Source organism: Pseudomonas sp. 9.3L, from assembly GCF_058536285.1.
This window is the reverse complement of the sequence record NZ_JBZUBK010000001.1, coordinates 340,028-365,820: the sequence shown is the minus strand read 5'-3', so window position 1 is coordinate 365,820 and position 25,793 is coordinate 340,028. Positions and strand designations below refer to the sequence as shown.

21 protein-coding genes and 1 riboswitch are annotated in these 25,793 nt (G+C 58.4%); of the genes, 11 read left to right on the top strand and 10 right to left on the bottom strand.

Annotated elements, in window-relative coordinates; translation table 11 throughout:
- Window positions 1-12: 12 nt before the first annotated feature.
- Together AC4LE2_RS01630 and AC4LE2_RS01625 are read right to left on the bottom strand one after the other, a co-directional pair.
- Window positions 13-399: an MAPEG family protein gene (locus AC4LE2_RS01630; RefSeq protein WP_491823698.1), complete on the bottom strand. Its 387-nt coding sequence runs from the start codon at window positions 397-399 to the stop codon at window positions 13-15.
- A 343-nt stretch (window positions 400-742) separates the two neighbouring features.
- Window positions 743-1,147 (bottom strand): acyl-CoA thioesterase, encoded by a 405-nt coding sequence (locus AC4LE2_RS01625; protein ID WP_491823697.1) that lies wholly within the window; start codon window positions 1,145-1,147, stop codon window positions 743-745.
- Between the two features lie 509 nt (window positions 1,148-1,656).
- Window positions 1,657-1,786, top strand: a riboswitch (S-adenosyl-L-homocysteine riboswitch).
- 22 nt (window positions 1,787-1,808) lie between these two features.
- On the opposite strand from AC4LE2_RS01625, the gene ahcY reads away from it, so the two are divergent.
- From ahcY to rhlE2, 4 genes are all read left to right on the top strand, one after another.
- Window positions 1,809-3,218, top strand: a complete 1,410-nt coding sequence (gene ahcY, locus AC4LE2_RS01620; protein ID WP_491823695.1) for an adenosylhomocysteinase — start codon at window positions 1,809-1,811, stop codon at window positions 3,216-3,218.
- Window positions 3,219-3,317: 99 nt separating this feature from the next.
- Window positions 3,318-4,166 carry a methylenetetrahydrofolate reductase [NAD(P)H] gene (gene metF, locus AC4LE2_RS01615; protein ID WP_491828025.1) on the top strand — a complete coding sequence of 283 codons (849 nt, stop codon included), beginning with the start codon at window positions 3,318-3,320 and terminating at the stop codon, window positions 4,164-4,166.
- A gap of 88 nt (window positions 4,167-4,254) precedes the next feature.
- Window positions 4,255-4,983 carry a substrate-binding periplasmic protein gene (locus AC4LE2_RS01610; protein ID WP_491823693.1) on the top strand — a complete coding sequence of 243 codons (729 nt, stop codon included), beginning with the start codon at window positions 4,255-4,257 and terminating at the stop codon, window positions 4,981-4,983.
- A gap of 275 nt (window positions 4,984-5,258) precedes the next feature.
- Window positions 5,259-7,106, top strand: coding sequence for an RNA helicase RhlE2 (rhlE2, locus tag AC4LE2_RS01605; RefSeq protein WP_491823692.1), 1,848 nt, complete (start codon window positions 5,259-5,261; stop codon window positions 7,104-7,106).
- A 115-nt stretch (window positions 7,107-7,221) separates the two neighbouring features.
- Here the strand turns inward: rhlE2 and AC4LE2_RS01600 are convergent, their stop codons facing one another.
- On the bottom strand, window positions 7,222-7,821 hold the full coding sequence (locus AC4LE2_RS01600) for a YceI family protein (protein ID WP_491823690.1): 600 nt from the start codon (window positions 7,819-7,821) through the stop codon (window positions 7,222-7,224).
- A 37-nt stretch (window positions 7,822-7,858) separates the two neighbouring features.
- Entirely contained in the window at window positions 7,859-8,410 is a 552-nt protein-coding gene (locus tag AC4LE2_RS01595) for a cytochrome b (RefSeq protein WP_491823688.1), read from the bottom strand.
- A 267-nt stretch (window positions 8,411-8,677) separates the two neighbouring features.
- Here AC4LE2_RS01595 and AC4LE2_RS01590 point away from each other — a divergent pair, with 267 nt between their 5' ends.
- Complete coding sequence (locus AC4LE2_RS01590; RefSeq protein ID WP_491823687.1) at window positions 8,678-10,084, top strand: adenosylmethionine--8-amino-7-oxononanoate transaminase; 1,407 nt, start codon at window positions 8,678-8,680, stop codon at window positions 10,082-10,084.
- Between the two features lie 40 nt (window positions 10,085-10,124).
- Entirely contained in the window at window positions 10,125-10,853 is a 729-nt protein-coding gene (locus tag AC4LE2_RS01585) for a 16S rRNA (uracil(1498)-N(3))-methyltransferase (protein WP_491823685.1), read from the top strand.
- Here the strand turns inward: AC4LE2_RS01585 and AC4LE2_RS01580 are convergent.
- From AC4LE2_RS01580 to AC4LE2_RS01555, 6 genes are read right to left on the bottom strand one after another with little or no spacing between them, the layout of a single operon-like run.
- Window positions 10,840-11,304 (bottom strand): chemotaxis protein CheW, encoded by a 465-nt coding sequence (locus tag AC4LE2_RS01580; protein ID WP_491823684.1) that lies wholly within the window; start codon window positions 11,302-11,304, stop codon window positions 10,840-10,842. The two genes, AC4LE2_RS01585 and AC4LE2_RS01580, sit on opposite strands and share 14 nt — an antisense overlap.
- On the bottom strand, window positions 11,297-16,108 hold the full coding sequence (locus tag AC4LE2_RS01575; protein ID WP_491823682.1) for an Hpt domain-containing protein: 4,812 nt from the start codon (window positions 16,106-16,108) through the stop codon (window positions 11,297-11,299). Before AC4LE2_RS01575 ends, AC4LE2_RS01580 begins: the two co-directional genes overlap by 8 nt.
- 7 nt (window positions 16,109-16,115) lie before the next feature.
- Window positions 16,116-18,188, bottom strand: a complete 2,073-nt coding sequence (locus AC4LE2_RS01570; protein ID WP_491823681.1) for a methyl-accepting chemotaxis protein — start codon at window positions 18,186-18,188, stop codon at window positions 16,116-16,118.
- Window positions 18,185-18,724 (bottom strand): chemotaxis protein CheW, encoded by a 540-nt coding sequence (locus tag AC4LE2_RS01565; protein ID WP_491823679.1) that lies wholly within the window; start codon window positions 18,722-18,724, stop codon window positions 18,185-18,187. The genes AC4LE2_RS01570 and AC4LE2_RS01565 overlap by 4 nt, the downstream gene beginning before the upstream one ends.
- A 7-nt stretch (window positions 18,725-18,731) precedes the next feature.
- Window positions 18,732-19,097, bottom strand: coding sequence for a twitching motility response regulator PilH (gene pilH / locus AC4LE2_RS01560; RefSeq protein ID WP_491823677.1), 366 nt, complete (start codon window positions 19,095-19,097; stop codon window positions 18,732-18,734).
- Window positions 19,075-19,533, bottom strand: a complete 459-nt coding sequence (locus AC4LE2_RS01555; RefSeq protein WP_491823675.1) for a response regulator — start codon at window positions 19,531-19,533, stop codon at window positions 19,075-19,077. Before AC4LE2_RS01555 ends, pilH begins: the two co-directional genes overlap by 23 nt.
- Window positions 19,534-19,739: 206 nt before the next feature.
- On the opposite strand from AC4LE2_RS01555, the gene gshB reads away from it, so the two are divergent.
- From gshB to AC4LE2_RS01530, 5 genes are all read left to right on the top strand, one after another.
- Window positions 19,740-20,696, top strand: coding sequence for a glutathione synthase (gshB, locus tag AC4LE2_RS01550; RefSeq protein ID WP_491828024.1), 957 nt, complete (start codon window positions 19,740-19,742; stop codon window positions 20,694-20,696).
- A gap of 107 nt (window positions 20,697-20,803) precedes the next feature.
- Complete coding sequence (locus tag AC4LE2_RS01545) at window positions 20,804-21,703, top strand: TonB family protein (protein WP_491823673.1); 900 nt, start codon at window positions 20,804-20,806, stop codon at window positions 21,701-21,703.
- An 856-nt stretch (window positions 21,704-22,559) separates the two neighbouring features.
- Window positions 22,560-22,694, top strand: coding sequence for a hypothetical protein (locus tag AC4LE2_RS01540; RefSeq protein ID WP_491823671.1), 135 nt, complete (start codon window positions 22,560-22,562; stop codon window positions 22,692-22,694).
- A gap of 253 nt (window positions 22,695-22,947) precedes the next feature.
- A complete protein-coding gene (locus AC4LE2_RS01535; protein WP_491823669.1) occupies window positions 22,948-24,687 on the top strand; it encodes a B12-binding domain-containing radical SAM protein in 1,740 nt (579 codons plus the stop codon).
- An 8-nt stretch (window positions 24,688-24,695) separates the two neighbouring features.
- Window positions 24,696-25,532 (top strand): multinuclear nonheme iron-dependent oxidase, encoded by an 837-nt coding sequence (locus AC4LE2_RS01530; protein ID WP_491823668.1) that lies wholly within the window; start codon window positions 24,696-24,698, stop codon window positions 25,530-25,532.
- Window positions 25,533-25,793 lie beyond the last annotated feature (261 nt).

Here is a 25,793-nt window from a genome sequence, read left to right as displayed (position 1 = left end):
CCGAGCGGTTCATCACGCAGCGACGCAGAACAGGCTTACGATCGTTGCCATCCCTACGAACCAGGCAATGGAGCGCAGCGTTGCCTGGTCGATCAAGTAACAGATGATGTACAGCACGCGGCTCACCACGAACAACACAGCAAGCGAGTCCAAGGTGCCTTGTTGGGCGCCGCCCGCTAAATGCGCGATGATCACGGCGGCCGCGAACGCCGGGTTGATTTCAAATCCGTTGAGTTGTGCTGCATGTGCACGCTTGGGTGGCCCTTCGAGCTTATCCAGGTACCCCCGCGGGTCCCGGTTCGCTTCCGCGCCGAAATGCCCACCCAACAGTTTGGCAGTCACGGTGCACACATAGGGCAGCGCGATGGCTATCAGTACGCACCAATAGGCGATTGTCATAATTACCTCGTGTAGGGATGGCTGTTTATACGTGCACGCGGTGCAGGGGCACTTTATGGCATGTTTTCCCCAGGCAGCATAGGCATTGATTCATGCACGCATCGGCTTTGAAGTGGGGCCTCATCGCAACTCAATAGAGGCTCCGCAGCGCGCCCATGAGGGCGCGCCGGGGGGCTCGGGGTATACACCAGGTAATCGCACCCAGCGAGCAGCCCCAACATAAGCACTACAAAAGGCATCGTATGAACTCCAACCACATAGAGGTTGGAATTGTCGGCTGCCAGGGCAGCCCTGCGGGCCCGGAATTGGCTTAAACACGCGTCAGGCATTGCCTACAAGGTGGTCAGGCTTCTACCTCATCGCTTGCGAACTGGTCTTTGATATAGCGAATCTCTGTCCGCCCATGGGGGGCAGGCAACCCGTCTTCGCCCAGGTTGACGAATACCAGCTTGTCCACGGTCAGAATGCTTTTACGGGTGATCTTGTTGCGCACTTCGCAGGTGAGCGTGATGGAGGTCCGACCGAAGGCCGTTGCAGTGATGCCCAGCTCGATGATGTCCCCCTGACGCGAGGCGCTGACGAAGTTGATCTCGGAGATGTACTTGGTTACCACGCGTTGGTTACCCAATTGGACGATGGCGTAGATCGCGGCTTCCTCGTCAATCCAGCGCAGCAGGCTACCGCCGAACAAGGTGCCATTGGGGTTCAGGTCTTCAGGTTTAACCCATTTGCGCGTATGGAAATTCATAAGTCGCCTCGATGCAGTGGAGTTGTCTCCATCCTAGCAGCCCCGCCTTACCGATGTAGCAGCACGGCTTGCCGGCGACCGGCCCCAGCCCAGGTTTTGGGGCGTAGTTCAAACACCTGCACCGGCTTTCGCCAACTGACGTTGTCTCACACACGGGCTGGCCTGGACGTTCAGCATCAGGGCCGCCAGCGCCGGGTGCTGTAGGAGCTAGCGGAGCCACAGGCGGAGCTGGCGAAGGGGCCTGCCCTCGGTACTGCGTCATGCCCGGTTCGCGAACTTCGCCTGCGGCTGCGTTCACTCCTACATGCCGCAGCGTGGTTCAGCCCGTGGGGCAACGGTAGCTGGCGAAAGCCATTGCAGATTGCTCACCTTGTTCGCCAACTGACGTTGTCTCCCAAAGGGCTTTTGGGTTGCGTAACGTCCTGGCCAGACGCAGTCGACATGCTCCAAGACGCCCTATATACTTCACAACGTTTCATCGCCCGCTGCCATGCGGGCGTTCCCGCCACCCAGCCGAGGGGCGCTGCAGCAGGTCATCCTGTCAGGCTCGGTTGGGGCGTTTGCGAGGTCGGTGTTCACCGGCCTCCGGGTACTCAGGCCTTGCCTGTTGCCCTCAACGCACAACGGCGCCCATTCGCATACTACGAATGGAGACTCTTCAATGAGTGCTGTACTGACGCCTGCCGATTTTTCCGATTTCAAAGTGGCCGATATTTCCCTGGCCGCCTGGGGCCGCCGCGAAACCATCATCGCCGAGTCCGAAATGCCTGCCCTGATGGGGCTGCGCCGCAAGTACGCGGGCGAACAGCCGCTCAAGGGCGCGAAAATCCTCGGCTGCATCCACATGACCATCCAGACCGCCGTGCTGATCGAGACGCTGGTGGCGTTGGGCGCAGAAGTTCGCTGGTCTTCCTGCAACATCTTCTCCACGCAAGACCAGGCAGCTGCAGCCATCGCAGCCGCGGGCATTCCGGTATTCGCCTGGAAAGGTGAAACCGAGGCCGAGTACGAGTGGTGCATCGAGCAGACCATCCTCAAGGATGGCCAGCCGTGGGACGCCAACATGATCCTCGACGACGGTGGCGACCTGACTGAAATCCTGCACAAGAAGTACCCCGCCATGCTTGAGCGCATTCATGGCATCACCGAAGAAACCACGACAGGCGTCCACCGTCTCCTCGACATGCTGGCCAAAGGCACCCTCAAAGTGCCTGCCATCAACGTCAACGACTCGGTGACCAAAAGCAAGAACGACAACAAGTACGGCTGCCGTCATAGCCTCAACGACGCCATCAAGCGTGGCACCGACCACTTGCTGTCCGGCAAGCAGGCACTGGTGATCGGCTACGGTGACGTGGGCAAGGGCTCCGCTCAGTCCCTTCGTCAGGAAGGCATGATCGTCAAGGTATCGGAGGTAGACCCCATCTGCGCCATGCAAGCGTGCATGGACGGCTATGAAGTGGTTTCGCCTTACACCAACGGCATCAACGACGGCACCGACGGCTGTGTAGACGCTGCCCTGCTGGGCAAGATCGACCTGATCGTGACCACTACCGGTAACGCCAACGTGTGCGACGCTGGCATGCTCAAGGCCCTGAAAAAGCGTGCGGTCGTCTGCAACATTGGCCACTTCGATAATGAGATCGATACGGCCTTCATGCGTAAGAACTGGGCGTGGGAAGAGGTCAAGCCACAGGTGCACAAGGTACACCGCACCGGCGCCGGCAGCTTTGACGCCCATAACGACGACTACCTGATCCTGCTGGCTGAAGGCCGCTTGGTGAACCTGGGCAACGCAACCGGTCACCCAAGCCGCATCATGGACGGCTCCTTCGCCAACCAGGTACTGGCGCAGATCCACCTGTTCGACCAGAAGTTCGCTGACCTTGCCCCTGAAGCCAAGGCCGTTGCCCTGACCGTGGAAGTGCTGCCCAAGAAGCTTGACGAAGAAGTGGCGCTGGAGATGGTCCGTGGCTTTGGTGGGGTGGTCACCCAACTGACTACTCAACAGGCAGACTACATCGGCGTAACCGTCGAAGGGCCGTTCAAGCCAGACAGCTACCGCTACTGATCAGCAGCGCGCCCCAGGCCGTGTGCCCCAGGCCGTGTGCCCCAGGCCGTGGCCTGGAGCACATGGCTTGTCACCTGATTTCGGAGAGCCGTCTTGACCATGACTTTTACCGATAAAAGCTTCAGCTTCGAGTTTTTCCCTACAAAAACCGAAGCTGGGCATGAAAAGCTGCTAGGCGTCGCGCGCCAGTTGGCAACCTACTCGCCTGCCTTTTTCTCCTGTACCTACGGTGCCGGAGGCTCCACGCGTGACCGCACGCTGGAAACCGTGCTTCAGTTAGAGCGCGAGGTCCAAATCCCTGCTGCGCCCCACCTGTCTTGCGTCGGCGACAGCAAAACAGAGCTGCGCGCACTGCTTGCACTGTACCGTGAAGCAGGTATCAAGCGGATCGTCGCATTACGGGGCGACCTGCCTTCGGGCATGGGGATGTCTGTTGGAGAGCTACGTTACGCTAGCGACCTGGTGGAATTTATCCGCGCAGAAACAGGCGATCACTTTCATATCGAAGTGGCCGCGTACCCCGAGATGCACCCGCAGGCGCGTAACCTGGAAACCGACCTGGCCAACTTTGCACGTAAGGCAAAAGCCGGCGCGGACAGTGCGATTACCCAATACTTCTTCAACGCTGACAGCTACTTCTACTTCGTTGACCGGGTACGCAAGCTCGGCGCCGACTTGCCGATCGTGCCGGGGATCATGCCTATCACCAACTACAGCAAGTTGGCTCGCTTTTCTGAAGCCTGTGGCGCAGAAATCCCCCGTTGGATTCGCAAGCAGTTGGAAGCGTACGGTGATGATGTGGCCAGTATCCAGGCGTTCGGCGAAGAGGTCATTACCCAAATGTGTGAGCGCCTACTGGCCGGCGGCGCACCAGGGCTTCACTTCTATACGCTGAATCAGGCTCAGGCAAGCGTGGCCGTGTGGGAGAACCTCAACCTGCCCCGTTAAGCACCAGGCCCACCCTTAATGGGCCTGGAACTTGCGATGAGTTTGCGTTTAACTAGCCAGCGCCGTTGCCGCGCCTTACTCTTCGTACATGCGCGCACTTGTCCTGATATTTCTACTGCTAACCTTGCCAACGTCGGCCAGTGCGTTGAGTAGCCCTTTGCGCATCGTGACCGAGCCGTGGGCGCCGTATGTCTACCTCGATGGCAACGAACCTGCGGGCATCGACTACGAAATCGCCAATCAGGTATTCAACCGGTTGGGCATCGCGGTGGAGTGGGAATTCTTGCCCTGGAAGCGCTGCTTGATGAAGGTCAAGCAGGGCCAGGCAGATGCCGTGCTAGACATCTTCCACACCGGTGCACGCACGCAGTGGCTAGTGTATGCCGAGGAAGCGCTGTCCCGTGTGGAGTTCGTGCTTTACCAGGCCAATGACCGCCCTGTACCCCTTACCCAACTGCGTACCCTTGAAGGCCTGAGGGTAGGCGTGGCGCCTGGGTTCGAATACGGGCCTGCGTTCGAAGCCTCGCTGGCAATCAAAGAACCTGCGCCTACCTTAGAGGCGAACTTCGGCAAGTTGATGCTTGGCCGTATTGATCTGGTACTCACCGACCGCCGCGCGGGCCAATTTACACTGAGGGAATTAGCGCTAGACGCGCACATCAGCCGGATTGCGGGTGCATTGAACATCAACTTGCTGCACCTGGCGGTGCGCAAAGACAGTGACCTGCCGTTGTTGGCAGAGCGCTTCAGCGACGCGCTGCGTCTGTTCAAACAAGAGCCAGCGTATGCCAAGCTGATCAAGCGTTACGGTCTATAAATAGAATTACCCTTTGTTATAAAAAAGCGCCATTTGGCAGGCAAACACCAGCGCTACGTTAAGGCTCTGTTATACTCCCTCATTCCCGCCAGGCTTACGCCCGGACGCCGGTCCTCGCATTCCTTCATCGCACGCATGCCCTGGGTTCATACCTTGGCCACCTGCCGCGAACCCTCCGCGAGCACCAGCAGTACCGGACGCGGTTGCGTCGATATCCGCCCCGCGCCAGGCAAACGATCCCCGGGCCCAAGCCCTCACAATGAACAGGATTGCCCATGTCCTTTGCTTCCCTCGGTCTCTCCGAGGCTCTAGTCCGCGCTATCGAGGCTGCTGGCTATACACAGCCTACCCCCGTGCAACAGCGGGCAATTCCCGCCGTGTTGCAGGGCCGCGACCTGATGGTTGCCGCCCAGACCGGTACTGGCAAGACCGGCGGTTTCGCCCTGCCTATCCTGGAGCGCCTGTTCCCGGATGGCCATCCTGACAAATCCCAGCGCCACGGCCCACGCCAGCCTCGGGTACTGGTGCTTACGCCCACGCGCGAACTCGCTGCTCAGGTTCATGAAAGCTTCCGTACCTACGCACGCGACCTGAAATTCGTCAGCGCCTGCGTATTTGGTGGTGTGGGGGTCAACCCACAGGTGCAGGCCCTGGCCAAGGGCGTAGACGTCTTGGTCGCCTGCCCTGGCCGCCTGCTGGACTTAGCCGGCCAAGGCAGCGTAGACCTCACCCATGTAGAAATCCTGGTGCTGGACGAAGCAGACCGCATGCTCGACATGGGCTTCATCCATGACGTGAAAAAGGTGCTCGCTCGCCTGCCTGAGAAACGCCAGAACCTCTTGTTCTCGGCCACCTTCTCCAAAGACATCACGGACCTGGCTGGCAAGCTCCTGCACAACCCCGAACGCATTGAAGTGACGCCACCCAATACTACGGTGGAGCGTATCGAGCAACGGGTGTACCACATCGCCGCCAGCCACAAGCGTGCCCTGTTGGCGCACTTGATTACCCAAGGCGCATGGGAGCAGGTCTTGGTGTTCACCCGCACCAAGCATGGCGCCAACCGGCTGGCCGAATACCTTGAAAAACACGGGCTCACCGCTGCAGCCATCCATGGCAACAAGAGTCAGAATGCGCGCACTAAGGCGTTGGCGGACTTCAAGGCCAGCACCGTCCGGGTATTGGTGGCCACCGACATCGCCGCGCGAGGCCTGGACATCGACCAGCTGCCGCATGTGGTCAACTTCGAGTTGCCGAACGTAGAAGAAGACTACGTTCACCGCATCGGCCGTACTGGCCGTGCAGGCCGTAATGGCGAGGCGATTTCTCTGGTAGCACCAGACGAAGTCAAGCTGCTCAGGGGCATTGAGCGCATGACCCGTCAGAAAATCCCTGACGGCGAGCTGATGGGCTTCGACGCCAGCACCATTGAGGCAGAAAAACCCGAGACCCGCGAACGCCAGCCTGCCAACAAGCCTCGTGGCCGCACTACCCCAAGCGACAAACCCACCGGCGGCCGCAAAGATAAAGGCAAGGACAAGGGCAGGGACAACAAGCCTCGCGAGAAATCTGCTGCGCCCCGTGCCGAAGGCAGTGCCGAGCCGCGCCAGCAACGTGCACGCCAACCCCAACGCCCTGCACAGGCACAAGGCGCTGCGCCAGCGGAAAACGGCAACCGAGACCCCGAAGTGTTCCTGGACGACGAAGTGGACAACTTCGGTAACCGGGCAGACTACGTAAGCCCGTACCAAAAGGAAAAGGGCCGTAACCGTCGCCCAGGTACCAACGCAACCAGCCCTGCCCCCGCCCAAGGCGCTCGTCGCCCAGCGGCTGCGGCCCGTACGCCTAACGAAGGCGCTGCCAAGCGCTCCGGCCCTCGTACGACCGGTGCTCAGAAGCCTGCCGGTGGCGGTCAGAACCGTCGGGACAACCCACGCACCCGCCGCCCACGCGATGAAACCGCCGCGCCAGCGGTCAGCGAAGCCCGGCGTGAAACCCCTAAGCCAAAGATCATCATGAAAGAGTCCAAGCTCGACCGTACCCTGACGCCCGAGCAACTCGATGATCTGCAAAACCGCGCGAAGGCCGGGGAAAAGCCTGCCTTGCTGACGCGTAACCGGTAACAACGGCTTGCCCATTACTGGCAAGCCCAGCACCTGGTAAATGCGTTCAGTTGTAATAAAAACGCCGCGCCCCCTCACAGGGGCGCGGCGTTTTTTTAGTGCAGGGCTTCAGGTATTACTTGGCCCGTATCCCTTCAAACACGAAGTACAGCTCAACGGTGTCAGACTGCGGGCCGAGGTCCATGGACTTGGGCGCGAAATCCTTACGGTTGATGCTGGTGGTGCCTTCGAAGCCTGCACGGTAGCCGCCCCATGGGTCTTTACCTTCGCCCAGGAAGGTGGACTTGATCACGACCGGCTTGGTCACGCCGTGTAAGGTCAGGTCACCCGTAACGTCGGCGGTTTGCTTGCCGTCTGCGTTCTTGCCCGTAGGTTTGACGCTGGTGGACTTGAACGTAGCCTCTGGGTAGTTGGCGACGTCCAAAAAGTCCTTGCTGCTGATGTGCTTGTCGCGCTCGGCATGGTTAGTAAACACGCTGGCGGTTTTCAAGGTGACATCGATCTTGCTGTCTTCAGGCTTGGCCGCATCGAAGCTGAAGTTGCCGTCGAAGTCTTTGAACGTACCGGTGATGAAACTGTAGCCCAAGTGGCTGATCTTGAAGTTGACGAAGGCATGTTGGCCTTCTTTGTCGATTTTGTAATCAGCAGCCATAGCCTGGCCAGCAGAGAGGGCAGCAACGCCAAGGGCCAATGCGGCCAGGGTAGTTTTGAGCATTTTTAGTTCCTTTGCAGTGAGTGCATCAAATAAGGGGTCACGCTTTACGGCCCAGCATGCGTACCAAGGTAGCATCCCGGTCGATGAAATGATGTTTGAGGGCAGCCAGCCCATGCAGTACCGAGAACACGACCAGTATCCATGCCAGGTAAAGGTGAATCGTCCCGGCCCGCTCTGCCTGGTTTTCGATCCCGCTATAAAGCGCGGGCACGTCGAACAGGCCGAATACAGAAATACCTACGCCATCGGCGGTGGAGATCAAGTATCCCGTTACCATCACTAGGAAAATATCCAGGTACAGCAACAGGTGGACCGACACGGCTGCCAGGCGCGTAGGCTTGCCCTGATTAGGGGTAGGCGGCGGCGGTGGGCTTATTACCCGCCACACCACCCGCAGCAGCATGACCATGAACAGCACCAGGCCGATGCTTTTATGCAGCTCAGGCCCTGCCTTGCGCCACGGGTCGTAGTACCCCAGGCCTACCATCCATAGCCCTAAGGCGAACATACCAAACACCGCCAAGGCCACGCCCCAATGCAGCAGTAGGCTAACGGCCCCATACCGGGACGGCGAATTACGAAGCTGCATGTCAGCACCCTCAGTGAACATGGGAGAAGAGTAAGCTATTACCTATCGAAAAAAAGCGAAAAAATTCGCTTCAAACAATCGAAACTGGTGATAGGAATAGTCCCCTGACTGCGTTAAGGCAAGGTTAATGGGAGTGGCGGGGGGCCACGTTCTAAGGCTACGGGGCGTGCCCGTCGGGTCGAAGTGTATTTCGGGTTGTCTGCCAGCCACGCATTGCATAGGCTTGCGCTCTTTTCACCGGCCTGCGGGCCGTGCCGGAGCCTTTACATGAGCCAGAACCAGTATTGGATGGACCGTGACCTGGCGGTGTTATGGCACCCCTGTACGCAGATGAAAGACCATGAGCGCCTTCCCCTCGTCCCTATCAAGCGGGGCGAAGGCGTGTGGCTGGAAGACTTCGATGGCAAGCGCTACCTGGACGCGGTCAGTTCGTGGTGGGTGAATGTGTTTGGCCACGCCAATCCGCGTATCAATCAGCGGATCAAAGATCAGGTGGATCAACTTGAACACGTGATTCTGGCCGGTTTCAGCCATTCACCGGTAATCGAGTTATCCGAACGCCTGGTGGCTATCACACCTGACGGCCTGGACCGGGTGTTTTACGCCGACAACGGCTCATCGTGCATCGAAGTGGCGTTGAAGATGAGCTTTCACTATTGGCTCAACCGTGGCCAACCGAACAAGAAACGCTTCGTCACCCTGACCAACAGTTACCACGGCGAGACCATCGCGGCGATGTCTGTAGGCGATGTGCCCTTGTTTACTGAAACCTATAAGGCATTGCTGCTCGACACCTTCAAAGTGCCAAGCCCCGATTGCTACCTGCGGCCGGAGGGCGTGAGCTGGGAAGCGCACTCGCGCACCCTGTTTGCCGCCATGGAGCAGACACTCGCCGAGCACCACGGCAGTATCGCCGCCGTTATCATCGAGCCGTTGATTCAAGGCGCCGGTGGCATGCGCATGTACCATCCGGTGTACCTCACATTGCTACGTGAGGCGTGCGACCGCTATGGCGTGCACCTGATACACGATGAAATCGCAGTAGGCTTTGGCCGCACCGGCACGATGTTCGCCTGCGAGCAGGCAGGCATCCGCCCAGATTTTCTGTGTTTATCCAAGGCACTCACCGGCGGGTACCTCCCCTTGGCCGCCTGCTTAACCACGCAGGACGTGTACGAGGCGTTCTACGACGACTACTCCACCTTGCGCGCCTTCCTGCATTCGCACAGTTATACGGGCAACCCCCTGGCCTGTGCAGCCGCCTTGGCGACCCTGGACATCTTCGAGCAGGATGACGTGATTGAACGCAATCGCGCACTGGCCACCCGCATGGCCACGGCCACCGCGCATTTGGCAGACCACCCGCATGTGGCTGAAGTACGCCAAACCGGCATGGTACTGGCCATCGAGATGGTACGTGACAAGGCAAGCCGCGAAGCCTACCCCTGGCAGGAACGGCGAGGCCTGCAGGTGTTTCAACATGCGCTGTCGCGCGGTGCCTTGCTGCGCCCGTTGGGCAGTGTGGTGTACTTCCTGCCACCCTACGTCATTACGCCTGACCAAATCGACTTCCTGGCGCAGGTGGCTACCGAAGGCATTGATATCGCGACCCAAGACCGTGCGCCGGTGAGCGTCGCGGTGGATAGGCACCCCAACTTCCGTGACCCGGGCTGACAGGCCTTACCTCTCATCCTTATTTTGGCGTTGCTGGCCCATGAGACTTTCTCGCTTTTTCGTCGACCTACCGCTGGCCCTCGGCGAGCATCAACTGCCTGAGACCCAGGCGCATTACATAGGCCGCGTGCTGCGCTTGGCCGAAGGTGACCAGGTGCAGCTCTTCAATGGGCTAGGCCAGGAATACAGGGCCACCCTCCTCCACGTAGGCAAAAAAGCCTTGAGCGTGCAGGTAGAGGAGGTGCTGGACGGCCTACCGGAAAGCACCTTGCCTATTCATCTGGGCCAGGGGCTGTCCAGGGGCGAGCGCATGGACTGGGCCATTCAAAAGGCAACCGAGCTGGGGGTGAGCGAGTTGACGCCTATCATCAGCGAGCGCTGTGAGGTTCGCCTCAAGGATGAGCGTGCTGACAAGCGCCTGGCGCATTGGCGTCAAGTGGCAATAAGCGCCTGTGAACAAAGCGGGCGGTCCAGAGTGCCGATTATCCATCCGCCTTTGTTGCTTGCTGACTGGCTGGCTCAGTGCACCGCTGCTCTCAAGCTGGTGCTGCACCCTGTGGCCGCACCGCTCACCAGCCATGCCGCACCTGCTTCCCTGGCTTTTTTGATCGGGCCCGAGGGCGGCTTGAGCGATACGGAAGTGGCCCGGGCACAACAGGAAGGGTTTCAAGCAGCGCGGCTTGGCCCGAGGGTACTGCGAACGGAAACCGCTCCAGTCGTTGCGCTGGCCGTGGCACAACAGCTATGGGGCGATTTCAGCGCGCATTGAGCCGCGCCTGTACGAGGCCTTCGGCTAGCTTTTCCAGGTTTGGTATGCGCGCTACCTCCTGGCCTATCATGACGCCCGCCAGCTCGAGCGATGCCAGCGGAACATCGATATAGCTGAGTTGGCTATCCAGCCGCACGGTACGGGGGATGCCTTGAATCACCAAGGCAAAAAACCGCAGGCGCTCACCGATGCCGTGCATGACCGCAATCCGCACCCGCTCGCCCCGAGGCAACGGCTGACCACATGCGCCCTCGAAGCTAACCAGGGGCACCTGGCGCCCCCGCCACGCTACATCCCCTAAATCCCATGGGGCGCTAGTGGCTACAGGGATGCCGGTGTGATAACCGATCAGCTCGGCCACTGCCACGTCAGGCACCACCAACTGGCTGTTTGCCAGGGGCAACAGCAATGCGCTGAGGGAGTCACGGCGGGAAAACGTGCGCTCAGGCATGCTTACTGCTCCAGAACCGAATCAGGTGAAGCAACTGCGACTCTTGGTAAGGCTTGCCCAAGAACTCGCTTACCCCCAACGCCATCGCACGTTGGCGGTGCTTATCCCCTGTGCGTGACGTAATCATGATGACCGGGATGGTGGCCAGTCGTGGGTCGGCGCGCAGCCGCCCTACCAGTTCAAAACCGTCCATGCGCGGCATCTCGATGTCGACCAGCAGCACGTCCGGCTGGTGCTCGGCCAAGCCTTGCAATGCCTCTACCCCATCGCGGGCAGTAATCACCCGTACGCCGTGACGCTCAAGCAGGCGGCTGGTGACCTTGCGCACCGTGACAGAGTCGTCGACTACCATCACCAACAGCGGCTTGGCCTGAATCGGACCGAAGCGCGTGATGGGCATGATGGCCGCATCCAGTCGAGCGTGGGCCGCACGGATCTGCGCCAACGGGTCGATAATCATCACCACTTGGCCATCGCCCAGAATAGTCGCACCTGCCAAGCCCGGCACCGAGGCAAACTGAGGCCCCAGGCTTTTCACCACAATCTCCCGAGAGCCTGCCAGCGCATCCACGTGCAACGCCACTTGGTGGTCGGGCGCGCGTATCAGCAGCAGCGGTTGCGCCACGTTGCTTTCGAGCTGGTCGGGCCGTGGCGCTACCCCTAATACTTCGCCCAGGTAGCGCAGGTCGTAAGACAATTGGGCGTAGCGATAACGAGGCAGGCGTGTGGCGTAGGCGGCCTCAAGGGTTTCCGGCGCCACCCGTACGATGCCCTCCACGCTGTTAAGCGGTACCGCGAACAACTGCTCCCCACATTGCACGACCAGCGCCTGGTTGATGGACACACTAAACGGCAAATGAATCAGAAACCGTGCGCCGCTCCCTGCGTGGCTGTCGATCACCATGCTGCCACCCAGTTGCTTCACCTCTTCATGCACCACGTCCATGCCCAGACCACGCCCTGAAATCTGGGTAATCTTCTGGGCAGTGGAGAATCCAGGCTGAAGGATGAACTGCAGCACGTCATGGTCGCGCAGGTCGTTGTCAGGGCTCAGCAGGCCACGCTTGATGGCCTTGTCACGCACCGCTTGCAACGGTATGCCGGCGCCGTCGTCGCTCATCTCGATCACGATCTCGCCACCCTCATGAGCGACGCGTAGCGTGACCAGGCCGCGCTCCGGCTTGCCTGCTGCCACACGGGCTGCGGTGCTCTCCAGGCCGTGGTCGATGGCGTTGCGCAGCATGTGTTCCAAGGGCGCGATCATCCGCTCCAGCACGGTGCGGTCCATTTCCACCTCGGTGTCGCTCGTCTCGAAGGCGACGTCCTTGCCCAACTCGTCGGCCACTTGGCGCACGATACGTTGCAATCGCGGCAATACCCGTGAGAACGGCACCATGCGGGTGCGCATCACGCCTTCCTGCAACCCCGAACAGATACGCGCCTGCTGCGCAAGCAGCGCCTGCGCCTCTTGGTTACGGGCCGCCAGGGTGTCTTTGAGATCAGACAGGTCCGACACTGCTTCAAGCAAGGCCCGCCCAAGTTCGCGCAACTGCGTCTGACGCTCCAGCTCTAGAGGATCGAAACCCTCCTCCAGCAGCGCTTGCGGTGGCCGGCCCGCTGGTGGCTGTACGGTTTCACTGTCCAGGCGCATGAGCTGGTCACGCATACGGGTGAGCGTGGTTTCCATTTCCAGCAGCGCCGTTTGCCCGTCGTTCACTTGCTGCTCGATACGCCCGCGCGTGATCGAGGCTTCGCCGGCCAGATTAGCCAAGTCTTCCAGGGTCTGCGCCGCGACCTTGACCTGATCGCCACCGCCACGCTCGGCCGCTGGCAACTGGTCGGCGGCGGTTGCGCGCGCAGGTTCGCGCAGCGGTGGCAAGGTCTGCCCTCCATACCCCTGCACAGTACGCAACAGCATGTCATCCACAGGGACCGGGTCGCCGGAACGCGCGGCATCGAGCATCAAGGCCAGGCGGTCGTGCCCCCGGTGCAAGAGCTTGAACAACGCGGGCGCAGCCTGTATTTCCCCTGCCGACAGGCGCTCGTACAGGGTTTCGAGCTCGTGCGCCAAGTCGCCCACCGGCCCTACCTCGGCCATCCGCGCACCACCCTTGAGGGTATGCAGGTCGCGCAGCAGGTTCTCCACCTCCAGGCTATTGGCCGGCTCTGCCTGCCAGCGAGCCAAGGCGGCGCCAGCACTTTCGATCAGGTCCGCGCCCTCATCGAGGAACACTTGCAGCAGCTCGCGTTCGCGAGCCTGGGCGTCGGCTTCCTGCGCCGGAATAACCTCGGTAATCAGTGTAGAAAAAGGCGCGTTCAGCTCGGCTAGCCAGTGGGCATGACTGTCAGCGGCGGGCTGCCCAAGGCTGCTCCCTGAAGCTGGCTCGCCCAGCTCAGCAAGCCACTGGTGCAGGCGCTCATGGGCCTGACGGGCACGGCTCGCTTCGTGGGGGTTGTCGTGTAAGCGGCCATAGAAGGCCCCGAGGGCCTCACCAAAATCAGCCAACTCTCGTAACCCTGCCAGGCGCGCCCCACCGGCGAGGGTGAACAGGTCTCGCTCCAGGGCCACCAACGCGCTGTCCCGGTGAGGGTCCAGTAGCCAGACCCGCAGTGCTTCGTCCGCGCTTTCCAACAGGTCACTGGCTTCATCCAGGAAAAACGCGACCAACTCAGCCCTGCCCTCAGACACCTCGGGCACTGTCACAGGCGGCGTCAACGTCGACCATGGGTGGGCTGCGGCCGTAGGCGCCCCGAACGCATCAGGCGCCAAAGCGCTTTCAAGCCAGCCTTGCAGGCGGTGCAGCGCCTCAGCGTGGGGCGTGACTTCCTGCCCGGCGGCCAGCTCGTCGAACATGTCAAAGAGGGCATCCTGGGCGTGCTCGGCATCGGCTAGCAAGGCGGTTGAGGCTGCCAGGCTGGCCTCATCGACGGCGCCATAGACATCCAGCAGGGCCTCGCACAGGGCATCCATGGCAGGCAAATCAGCCAGGTGTACGTACTGCCCCAACTCATCGAGCGCTTCTAGTAGCGCGGGCAGCGTGTGCAGGTCGGCAGGCGTGCGCTGCCACTGAGCCAGGGCTGCCTGGGCCTGATCCAGGTAGTCGATACCTTCAGTGAGCAAGCCGGCCCTGGCACTTCGAACGGAGCCGGCGTTGGCGTCGTCGCCCTCTGAGCTCACCAGCAGGGTATCCACTTGGCTGGCCAACGCTGCCACCCCTTCGATAGGCGCAAGCCTGTGCTGTGCAACCTGCGCCAGCGCGGGCACCAATGCGTTTAACGCCTGCCGCAGCACACCAAGCTCTGCAGGGCCGAATGTCCACTCACGGGCCCGGTACTCTTTGCTCAGCCGATACACGACAGCGGCAAGCTCGCCTACGCTGTTCACGCCAGCCATGAACGCGCTGCCTTTTAGCGTATGCAGTGCTCGCTGCAAGGCGTCCGTCACAGCAGCAGGCGGTGTGGCCTGTTCAATAAAGCCCCGCAGCGTGTCCAGATAGGCACATGCCTCCTGGTGGAAGATATCGAGCAATTGCCCATCCACTGCCACGTCTGCAGGCGCAGTGGGGGCTGTGGCTACCTGAGCATTGACAGGCTGTAGGGGCAAACGCTTCAGCGCAAGGCCATCCAGGGCATGGCGCGCGCTGGCCAGCAAGGCCTCTTCCGCTTCACGCGGGTCTACCATCCAGCGTCGCAGCATCCACTCAATGGCACAGAGGGCATCGGCCAGGGTTTCCAACACGTGCGGTGCTGGCGGTTGGCGCTCTTGAAGCAAGCGCTCATGTACGTACTGGTCCAAGGCGTCGAGCAGCGTGAGCAGGGCTTCGGGGCGCACCATGGCCAATGCGCCACGCAACTCTGCCAACTGTCCCGGTATGGAGGCCAAGGGCGCCAGTACCCAGCCGCCGTCCAGGCATTCACTGATGGACTGCTCGATGCGCTCCAGCGCCGTCAGCGCCTCTTCGATTGCCAAGTGATGAATGCGCTCAAGCTCGGCGGCAGCGATTTGCGCTGCGCCTGGCACTGAGTCTTCCGGGCCTACCATGCCTGCCAGCGTGCTTTCGACGTACAACAGCGCACCTCCGGCATCCAGCACTGCCGCTTCGTCGAGGTAGTCGGCACCCGCAGCCCATGCCTGGATAGCGCTCATCTGATCGAGGATCGCCCGTCGGGGTTGCTGGAAGCCTAATACCGCCAGGGCATCGGCAATGCGACGTAGCGAATGCCCGATAGTGGCCAGGCTCGTACGGTCGCGGGTGTCACCCTGAAGGTACTGGTCCAGCCGCGCCTTGTTGCGCACCAGCTCCTCGCACAAGGCGCCGATCAGAGGCCCCAGGCCGGCGCGGTCCGGGGTAACGGCCGGCATGCTGCGTGTGGGTGCCTCCGGCAGCGGCTGGCCCACCAGCTCAGCGAGATCAGCACTCGACAGTGGCGGCTCGCCAAGGGCGGCACAGGTTTCGTTCAGCCAGGGCTGTAGCAGGGAGGGCAGGTCATAACGGGCCGTGGCCACCCGCTCCAGATAGCCCGGCAGGCGGTCAAGCAGGTGACGCAGGGCATCGACCGCTGCGGGAGATGGCCTGGGCAGGTTGGCCAGGCGTTCAAGGTCGGTAGCCAGGCGCATGGCACCGGGGAAGTTCACGAACCCTAGCACCGCCACTACGGTGTGCAAGGCCTGCGCACAGGTATGAAGGCCTGAAGGAGAGGCGGTATCCAGGGCCTGCCGCGCCTGGGCCAAGGTAGCGGTCAGCTCGGGGCGCAACCAATGCAGGCCCACTACGTCCGCGCGCCCTTCTCGGTCGAGTTTCATCGCGGCCTCAATCGGCATCGGTGGCAGGTAATGTGAAGCCCGACACCGACCGCCGCATTTCGCTGGCCATTTGTGCCAGGTTACCCATGCTTTCCGCCGCCGCCGTAGAGTCAGAGGAGGTCTGTGTGGTGATTTCCTGAATCACCGCCATGGTGTGAGAAATCTGACCCGCCGAGGAGGTTTGCTGCTGCGCGGCGTTGGAAATCCGCTGAATCAACGCCGCAAGGTCTTGGGAGACGCCTTCGATCTCTTCCAAAGCCACGCCGGCGTCTTGTGCCAAATGCGCGCCTCGGACCACTTCATACGTGGTCTGCTCCATGGACATCACCGCCTCGTTGGTGTCGGCCTGGATCGCACGTACCAGCATTTCTATCTGCCGGGTGGCGGCCGAAGAGCGTTCGGCCAGGCGTTGTACTTCGTCGGCCACTACCGCGAACCCTCGCCCTGCCTCGCCGGCCATGGAAGCCTGGATCGCGGCGTTGAGCGCCAGTATGTTGGTTTGTTCGGCAATATCGTCGATCAAGCCTACGATATCGCCGATTTCCTGGGAGGACTCACCCAGGCGCTTGATCCGCTTGGAGGTGTCCTGAATCTGGAACCTGATCACGTCCATGCCTTGAATCGTGTTGTGCACCACCTTGCTGCCTTTATTGGCGATGCCCACCGAGCGCTCCGCCACTTTCGCGGACTCATAGGCATTGGAAGACACATGATCGATGGACTGCGCCATGTCGCTGATAGCGCGAGAGGCTTCGCTGATCTGTTGCGCCTGATGCTCGGACGCCTTGGCCAACTGGCCTGCCGTACCTTGTGTGTGCTGCACGGCCATGGCAACACGCTCAGCGGCACGGTTGATAGTTGCGACCAAGTCGCGCAGTTGGTCAATGGAATAATTGATCGAATCCGCGATGGTGCCGGTGAAGTCTTCGGTGACCGATGCCGTTACCGTCAGGTCTCCCGTGGCCAAACCTTCGATTTCATCGAGCAGGCGCATGATTGCATGCTGGTTGCGCTCGCTTTTTTCGGCCGTCTCGCGTAACCGGCGATTGGTCTCGCGCACCATGACCATGGCCATCAAGATGATGCAGGCCAACGCTAGCAAACCCAGTACGTACCCACCTACCACATCCAGCGTACGCCCGGTGGCCAGGTCTTCGAAGCCATCAGCGAGACGCGATGCCTCGTCAAGCAGGGTCTGCGACAGCTTGAAGATCTCTGTAGCCGCTGCCCGTACCTTGAACAGTGCGGGTGAGGTTTCAAGGATTTCGTCCACAGAGCCGGACACGAACGCGAACAACTCGGCGATTTCCTGAAGCCGGGCACGGGCCTGTGGGTCTTCTACCCGGCGGATCCCCTGGGTGGCGCTGCCGTTAAGCATGCCATTGAGGACCACGCCAAAGCGGTTGGCGTCTCGCCCAAAGGCCTCAGCCGCCCGTGCTGCGTTTTCATCACCCGCCAGAACGATGTTGACCGACCCCAGGATGCGCTCGGCAAGCAGTGACTGGCGCTGAGCGACCGCGACCTGATCGGCGGGCGCGCCTCGGCGCAACAGGCTGTCCACGACCTTTTCGGACTCAAGCTGCAACTGTGGCACGGTCTCAGCCAAGGTTGCCGCGACCTGATGCAGCGACAGCACAGTCTGCTCACTGGCCAGAATCGCGTCGGCGCTTTTACGCAGGCGTTCCCAATCATGCTGTACGGCAAGCATCTGGGCCTGCACGGCTGGGGGCGCCGGCGGCAGGCCGGTGGGCACGTCACCTTCAGTCAAATAACGCCAGCGACGGTCAAATTCATTGCGTGCATTGGTGAGTGCATGAAAGGCATCACCCTTGCCCGCCGCGGCCTCGGTGGCATTCTTGGCGATGCGCTGAGACACCACACGCAGTTCACCTGCATGACCGATGTACTGTTTATCGTGGTTGGCCTGGGTATTGAGGTAAGCAAAATTGGCGAACAGCAGGATGATCAGGACCACCAGAGCGACGAACAAGCCAGCGATTTGAGCGGTGCTACGCGAGCCCTGCACGGTGCCGCCAGCGCCAGCGCTATTGCGCAGTCCATGTGCCTCGTCAGGTGTCATGCCGCCACATCCAGAAACTCCGTTGCCGTCACTAACGCGATGGGGCTGAAGACCGTCCACTCACGCTCATCGAAAAAGTACCCACCCACAAAAGGCGCGAGGGCGTCGTCCAGGTTTTCGGGGCGCACCGTTGCCAGGTCTGACAGCGGAAAATGCTGCAAGCCGGGGGCTTCATCCACCAGCAGGCCGATAAAGACTTCATCATGGTCGATCACTAACACGCGGCGTTGACGGCGATGGCTCGACAACGCTGCGCCGAAATACCCTGAAAGGTTCATGACCGGCAACAAACGCCCGCGTAGATTGGCAACCCCCAGCACCCAGGGCTTGACCCTTGGAATACGCGTCATGCGCGGCTCTGGCAGTACCTCTGCCACTTCGCTCATGGGGGCTACGAACCAGCCGTTTCCCATGCGAAAACTGATGCCGCTCCAGGCTTGGGCTTCGTTGGGTTGCACAGGCAACTCGGCAGCATAGGCACGGCAACGCTGGTCCATGGCCAACAGCAGCTCAAACGCGGTGTACGCAGTGTTCATGGTACCGTCAGTGCGCCAGAACGCTTTCGAGCGCGGCGATTAGCTTGCTTTCTTCGAACGGCTTGGTCAGGTACGCCCGCGCACCCTGACGCTCACCCCACACCTTGTCTGTTTCCTGGTCTTTGCTGGTGAGGATGATGATGGGGATACCCGCAGTTGCTTCATCCTTAGTGAGCTGGCGAGTAGCCTGGAAACCATTGAGGCCGGGCATGACGATGTCCATCAGCACCGCATCGGGCTTTTCCTGACGGGCCAGGGCCACGCCATCGGCGCCATTGCGGGCCTTGAGTACCTCGTAGTTATACCGCTTCAGCAAGCCAGCTAGCTTTTCCAGTTCGGTCATGGAGTCATCAATGATCAGGATTCGAGCCATGCGGGTTCTCATTCGGTTGAAAAAGGGGCGCAGTGGTAGGCGGCCAGGGTTGGAATTCGGGAGCTTCGGCGTGGATTGCCGCTAACAGCGACGCCCGGTCGAACGGCTTGGTCAAGAAGCGATCGGCGCCAACGGCGCGCGCGCGCGCCCTGTCGAACAGCCCCTCGCGGGACGACAGCATTATCACTGAAGTTCCTGCAAAGCGAGGGTTCTGTTTGATCAACTGGCAGGCCTGGTAGCCATCGAGGCGCGGCATCATGACATCGATGAACACCACGGCCGGCTGATGATCGGCCAGCAAGGCCAAGGCCTCGAAACCGTCAACGGCGGTCAAGACCTGGCAACCGGCCTGCCCCAGCAGGGTTTCGGCGGTGTGGCGGATGGTCTTGGAGTCGTCTACCACCATGACCTTCAAGGCCCGCGAATGCTGTTCCATGGTTGCTCGTTCGGTGTACGTCGGCAGGCAGGCCCAGCTGCGCCTGGCTAGGCGAACAGGGCCCGGAAGCTGTTCCTCGACGCTTTGTAGCACACTCCGGTGACTGCTTCCACGCCGGGCCGAGGCGCGCGACCTTGACCACAAGCCCGCGCCGGGCCACCCTGATGGCCATTATTGCCTGCCCCTTTGTCTGGAGACACACCACCATGCCCATCCGCGTCGGCATCGTCATGGACCCTATTTCACGCATCGCCTATAAAAAGGACACGTCTCTGGCGCTGCTGCTGGCCGCCCAGGCCCGTGGCTGGGAATTGACCTACATGGAGTTACCAGACCTCTACCAGGCCAACGGCCAGCCACGCGCGAAGGCCTGCGGGCTGAAGGTGTTTGCCGACCCCCAGCGGTGGTACACCCTGGATGCCCCTGAGGACATCGCGCTGCAAGACCTGGACGTGATCCTGATGCGCAAGGACCCGCCCTTCAACATTGAGTTCGTGTACGCCACCTACTTCCTGGAACAAGCCGAGCGGGCCGGCGTGCTGGTGGTCAACAAGCCGCAAAGCCTGCGTGACTGCAACGAAAAGCTGTTCGCCACGCAATTCCCGCAGTGCAATCCGCCTACACTGGTTAGCCGTCGCCAGGACATTATCCGCGACTTCGTGGCCGAGCACGGCGACGTGATCCTCAAGCCGCTGGATGAAATGGGCGGTGCGTCCATCTTCCGTCACCGCCCAGGCGACCCCAACCTGTCAGTCATTCTGGAAACACTGACGGTTCATGGCACCCACCAGATCATGGCGCAGGCATATATCCCGGCCATCCTCGAAGGTGACAAGCGCATTCTGATGATCGACGGCGAGCCCGTGGATTATTGCCTGGCGCGCATTCCGGCAGCGGGTGAGACACGGGGTAACCTGGCAGCCGGTGGCCGAGGCGAAGCACGCCCCCTGACGGACCACGACCGCTGGATTGCCGCCCAGGTAGGCCCAAGCCTGCGCGAAAAAGGCCTGATGTTCGTGGGGCTGGATGTGATTGGCGAATACCTTACCGAAATCAACGTCACCAGCCCTACCTGCGCGCGTGAGATAGACGCCGCGTACGGCACCGACATCGGCGGCCTGCTGATGGATGCCATTGCCCGCACGTTAGAGGCTCGGGCTTAACCACTCATGGCCCTCCCGGCGCTGATCACAGCCGCGCCGGGTGTTTTGAGGTATTATCCCCCGCCAATCGCAGCCACACACCCCTTTGGTAGGGTGCCAGGTACCCGATGACCAGCTTTACCGACTTCTCGAAATTCGCCCCCGCCTCGGTTCGCCCATCGGACCGATTGGGCTTTGCCTTGGTCGTTGCAGCCTTGCTGCACCTGGCGGTAATCCTGGGTGTCAGCTTCAGCATGGCACCGCCGCCAGAGGTGAGCACCACGTTGGAGGTGACCTTGTCCACTTTCAAAAGTGACAAGGCGCCAGAGCGCGCGGACTTCATTGCCCAGAACAACCAGCAAGGCAGCGGCACGCTGGATCACGCGGCGGTACCCAAGACCACCGAGGTGGCGCCATTCCAAAGCGAGCAGATCAACCGCGTTACGCCACCCCCGGCGCCACGGCCGGTACGTGAACAGGCCCCCCAAACCACCAAGGCGGTGGCGACCACCGCACCCCAGGCCACCAAGGTCGATGCACGCCCACAAAAGCAACCTGTGGACGTAAAGCCCAAGGCTGCCACGCCGGATTTCGACAGCGCGCAGTTATCCAGCGAAATCGCCAGCCTTGAAGCCGAGCTGTCCAACGAACAGCAGGCCTATGCCAAGCGCCCGCGTATCTATCGCTTGAGCGCCGCCTCGACCATGCGCGACAAGGGCGCCTGGTACAAAGAGGATTGGCGCAAGAAGGTAGAGCGCATCGGCAACCTCAACTACCCCGAAGAAGCCCGCCGCCAGCAGATCTACGGCAGCCTGCGCATGTTGGTGTCCATCAACCGGGATGGCTCGCTGTATGAAGTGCTGATTCTGGAATCCTCGGGCCAGCCCCTGCTGGATGAAGCCGCCAAGCGGATCATCCGCCTCACCGCGCCTTTTGCACCCTTTACCGGCGACCTCTCGGACATCGACCGGCTGGAGATTGTGAGGACGTGGCGGTTTGCGAAAGGGGATCGGTTGTCGAGTAATTGAAGGTCATCTGTTAGCTGGAAAGCCGGCAGCTTGGGCACACGGCGAGCACTTGAAATCTCTGTGTGCGCTTCACGTGCTCTACAGGAGCACGCTTCGTGTAGATGACTCGCGGCCGCGACCTGCCCACTAGATTACGGCCTTACGCAAAAAGGCATGGCGACCTCCTGCTATGGAGACGCGCAAGCCTCTATAGCTAGGCCTGCGCCACATAACGCACGCAACGGCTCGTTGGGTGGGCTAGGGCTAAAACTCTCTTGAAGACTGCTGCTGGACGAAGTGTCTGACCTTCCGCATACGTTCCTCAAACGCAGCTTTCCTGATTCTCCTGACTTACCTCACTTACGAGCTGGAGCGAGTAGCGTTCATAGGGGGCGGTCAACCAATGCGCGTGAGATCGAGAGGAAATAAAAAGTCTTGAAATATCAACGAGCTTTTCGACTGGGCAGATTTTTCCTACAGCATTATCAGAACTTTTACCTACGAATTTTCACTTCAGCTATTCATGATTAGGTTTATAACTAGTGTGCAAGGAAGATCACCCATCGGAGAAATGAAGGAGGTTGCTGATAGAGCGATCATGGAGCAGATCTTGATCGAGCGAGACCACAAGTATTCAACAGGCAAGCACTAAAAATTATCGGTGTCGATGAGGCGCTAGCACCATAGCGGTGCGACTATGCAGATGATGGTCATCTCGCTAGCGGCAAGTGGATAGGCCTTAGTTGGATATAGCTAGGCACCTCCATCAGAACACTAAACCCGGCACTTGGAATTAAAATTTTTGATTCTCAAGGACTAGCGTTCAAATTTCAAACCAGCCTAATCCTGGGCTGGATTGACAATCGAGGGTACACACATGAATGAAAAAAAAGAAATGAAGCTCGAAGATATGGACCTTATTGAGGAGAATGCAAGCACCTCGCCAGTATTCACTCCAGTAGTACTTACCGATTACGAAGCCGTTGCAGGAAAAACGGCCCCAGAGTTTTAGGACAACAGCGGCCCGGCATAAGTCGGGCCCGCTGCATAAATGGGTGGTGATATGCACTATCAAAAAATAAGGCCTGGGGTTTGGATACTTGAAGATTTAGGGCTAGTATTTTTCCATAACGGAAGTGGGCTTTTAAAACTAAATAAGGCCTGGTACTTATCCTCATTCTCAGACGAAAGCGTAGCGAAAGAAATTTTAAACAGGTTCCCTGATTTTTTTGAACCGGCAACTGTCCAAGAAGGACCCGACAGCTATGAGAAAAGGAAAATCAAATTTATCTCTCGCCCATCAACCTAACAGTAGTGCGACGCAGATAAAAATTCGACTCGCTTTAGTTGCTCTTCCCTACGGGGAAGGGCCACAAAAAATAATGCCCCTGGGATTGCAGAATATTTCTGCCTATGTGAAAAGGCACAGTTCTGTTATAGATATAAAGATATTTGACTACTCCGAGCTTCAAGTTTCTGATGTTAACCAGCTAGCCAACCTGATAGCTTGGGAACCGCAAATGGTCGGCTTCTCGGTATACAGTAGCAACGTAGTGGCTGCAAAACTATGGGCCAAGACCGTCTCGGCTCACCTAGCCAACACATTCATCTTCTGCGGCGGCCCTCATATTAGCTTGGCTGCCGAGTCATTTCTTAGGTACGCCGATAATGTCTACAGTCTCGCCCTTATAGGAGAAGGGGAATACTCTACACTATCGCTGACCCAACAGCTTTCGGAAAAACTTATGCAGGCTCGGGATCCAGCTGAACATCGTTGTGACCAGAGCCTTAAAGACCAACTAGATTTCCATATGATTCCCAATGCCATGTGGATAAACATGCACGGGTCATGCTGCACAAGTTACAAATTCAAAAACCAAGTTCCGGCCTGTGAATGGGAAAATCCACTACTCGATTATCAATCCAGTGATATCCAATCTCTTTACTACACTGATAGAAGAGACGGCATACGTAGGCGAGCGATAGCATTAACCATTAGCAGAGGCTGTCCATTAGCTTGCTCGTTCTGTGCAATTGTAGCAGCCGATCAAGAAGGTCCAAAATGGCGAGCTACGGAAGCAAATACATTATTATCTTGGCTAGAGCACGCCGCGCGCACCTATAGCTTTGAACATGTATATATGATGGATGCTAATTTCTTTGTTCGTAAAGAACGTGTATTGGAATTCTCCGAGGGGCTGTATAACTTATTCAATGGCAAAGTTACCTGGAGTAGCTCCTCCACTGTCGAATACCTTCTAAAAATTGAAGACAATCTGCCTACTTTAGTTACTCAAGGGCTCAGACTTGTAGAATTAGGAATCGAGTCTGGATCTCAGACTCAACTGGATTATATGAACAAGAAAATCACGGTTGATAAAAACATTTCAGCCGTTCGGGCGCTTCACAATAACGGGATTTCGCTGGGTCTTGATTTCATAATGTTTTATCACGATCAGAATCCAAGAGAAATTCTAGAGAACCTGCTATTTATACTCCGTGCCGGCCTTACTGAGCATGAGTCCCTAGATCACTATTTTAATATTCTGATGTTGTATCCTGGCACCCCTGTGCGAGAAGCATTAGAGTTAAGACTCGGGTACCCTCTACCTCTCGACGAGCTACCTGAATCGCGCGCTTTTATACAAAATCATGAAGTATCACTGATTTATAGTAATTTTATTGATGGTTTCGCTAGGAGATACCTGGCTCGACTAGAGGCTGCGATTTCGAGGAACATTATGAGGGTAATGGAGGGAAAAAATAAATATACTCGAGCATACTATTCACTTCTGAATGTCTACTTGCTCCATTTACCATTCAAAGTATTGTGGTCACTCTCGCGCAACCCTGCATCCGGGCATCTAGATTTGGATACCTCAGACTATGCTTATCTAATTTCCCTAAGCTTAGATGAAGATATGGCCCCGACTAATTCCGACTATAGCGAGGTTACCACCGGGTCTGGAGGTCGGCGGGGTGAACTGATAGCAAAAAGTCGCTGAGGTAGCCAGTGAATAACAATATTCGAATAGGCACTAGTGGTGGTCAAGAAGATCTAAAGGAGCTACTGGATAACTCTGAGAAGCTCAGTCAAGGATGGGACTCGTCAATTACGCACTTCAGCGTAGGACTTCGTTTTTTTGAGCTTTTTGACGTTGAGTTAGGAGAGCGTGCCTCGGCAAATGGGATTTCTCTTGCAGTGCATCCTGTAGATATTAATCTCTCAGCGGAACTGGATACAGAGGAAATTTTATTATTTAAAAAGAACTTATGCGGCTTCCCATTTATATATTTAGAGGAGGATCTTGGCCTATGGCGGTACCAAAAAATTTTCCTAGGTGCGCACCAAACAGACCCAGGATTTTCTGAAGCATCACTTTATAACGCAGCGGCTAACGCGACTATACTTCAAGATATGTTAGACATTCCAGTGGTCGTAGAAAACCCGCCTGTCTATAGTGGCGAAATTGGAATGGGGTTTTGGAATTACTACAAGCAGATTTGCGATTCATCAGGCTGTCAAATGGCCTTTGATATAGGCCATTACCTAGGATATTGCAGGATCCACAATATCTCACACCAAGTACCTTCAAAACAAGACCCTATCTGGAAACATATTAAAACCATCCACTTGTCGGGAATGAAATGTTGGCGATGGAATAATGTAATGGTTTGGCTAGATCAGCATGCTGATAAATATAGCGATGAAATGATGGTGATAGTGCGAAGCTGCATTATTAACGCTCACGCAGCGCACAATATTTTATTGGAAATGGAAGGTGCTAGCAGTAGTACTCGTCTACAAAATTTCTTGTCAGTACAGTCAATCCTAAGAGAATATTACTAATGGAAGATATGTATAGGAGATTCGAAAGTTTTTACTCTTTCGACAATCTTACGCGCAAAGATACAGAAACTAGCCGCAGCGACATCACCTTACGCTTTGATTCAACTCGTAGATTCATTGACATTGTACGCTTTATAAATCGACGCTGGCCTTTCTCAATACCATTCATATCTAGCATATACGGCGAATTATTCTGGCGCACTATTTTTGACAAGTTTCCTGCTGAAGCAAGCGACTGTCCCAACCTCTATCAAGCATCGG

Bases quoted from the DNA above. Each gene is read 5' to 3' on its own strand.
- AC4LE2_RS01545 (WP_491823673.1), top strand. From the start codon at position 20,804: ATGACCAGCTTTACCGACTTCTCGAAATTCGCCCCCGCCTCGGTTCGC.
- AC4LE2_RS01580 (WP_491823684.1), bottom strand. From the start codon at position 11,304: ATGCCTGAGCGCACGTTTTCCCGCCGTGACTCCCTCAGCGCATTGCTG.
- AC4LE2_RS01630 (WP_491823698.1), bottom strand. From the start codon at position 399: ATGACAATCGCCTATTGGTGCGTACTGATAGCCATCGCGCTGCCCTAT.
- AC4LE2_RS01595 (WP_491823688.1), bottom strand. From the start codon at position 8,410: ATGCAGCTTCGTAATTCGCCGTCCCGGTATGGGGCCGTTAGCCTACTG.
- AC4LE2_RS01575 (WP_491823682.1), bottom strand. From the start codon at position 16,108: ATGAAACTCGACCGAGAAGGGCGCGCGGACGTAGTGGGCCTGCATTGG.
- AC4LE2_RS01610 (WP_491823693.1), top strand. From the start codon at position 4,255: ATGCGCGCACTTGTCCTGATATTTCTACTGCTAACCTTGCCAACGTCG.
- AC4LE2_RS01590 (WP_491823687.1), top strand. From the start codon at position 8,678: ATGAGCCAGAACCAGTATTGGATGGACCGTGACCTGGCGGTGTTATGG.
- AC4LE2_RS01535 (WP_491823669.1), top strand. From the start codon at position 22,948: ATGAGAAAAGGAAAATCAAATTTATCTCTCGCCCATCAACCTAACAGT.
- AC4LE2_RS01540 (WP_491823671.1), top strand. From the start codon at position 22,560: ATGAATGAAAAAAAAGAAATGAAGCTCGAAGATATGGACCTTATTGAG.
- AC4LE2_RS01565 (WP_491823679.1), bottom strand. From the start codon at position 18,724: ATGAACACTGCGTACACCGCGTTTGAGCTGCTGTTGGCCATGGACCAG.
- gshB (WP_491828024.1), top strand. From the start codon at position 19,740: ATGCCCATCCGCGTCGGCATCGTCATGGACCCTATTTCACGCATCGCC.
- ahcY (WP_491823695.1), top strand. From the start codon at position 1,809: ATGAGTGCTGTACTGACGCCTGCCGATTTTTCCGATTTCAAAGTGGCC.
- AC4LE2_RS01600 (WP_491823690.1), bottom strand. From the start codon at position 7,821: ATGCTCAAAACTACCCTGGCCGCATTGGCCCTTGGCGTTGCTGCCCTC.
- AC4LE2_RS01570 (WP_491823681.1), bottom strand. From the start codon at position 18,188: ATGACACCTGACGAGGCACATGGACTGCGCAATAGCGCTGGCGCTGGC.
- rhlE2 (WP_491823692.1), top strand. From the start codon at position 5,259: ATGTCCTTTGCTTCCCTCGGTCTCTCCGAGGCTCTAGTCCGCGCTATC.
- AC4LE2_RS01625 (WP_491823697.1), bottom strand. From the start codon at position 1,147: ATGAATTTCCATACGCGCAAATGGGTTAAACCTGAAGACCTGAACCCC.
- AC4LE2_RS01555 (WP_491823675.1), bottom strand. From the start codon at position 19,533: ATGGAACAGCATTCGCGGGCCTTGAAGGTCATGGTGGTAGACGACTCC.
- metF (WP_491828025.1), top strand. From the start codon at position 3,318: ATGACTTTTACCGATAAAAGCTTCAGCTTCGAGTTTTTCCCTACAAAA.
- AC4LE2_RS01585 (WP_491823685.1), top strand. From the start codon at position 10,125: ATGAGACTTTCTCGCTTTTTCGTCGACCTACCGCTGGCCCTCGGCGAG.
- pilH (WP_491823677.1), bottom strand. From the start codon at position 19,097: ATGGCTCGAATCCTGATCATTGATGACTCCATGACCGAACTGGAAAAG.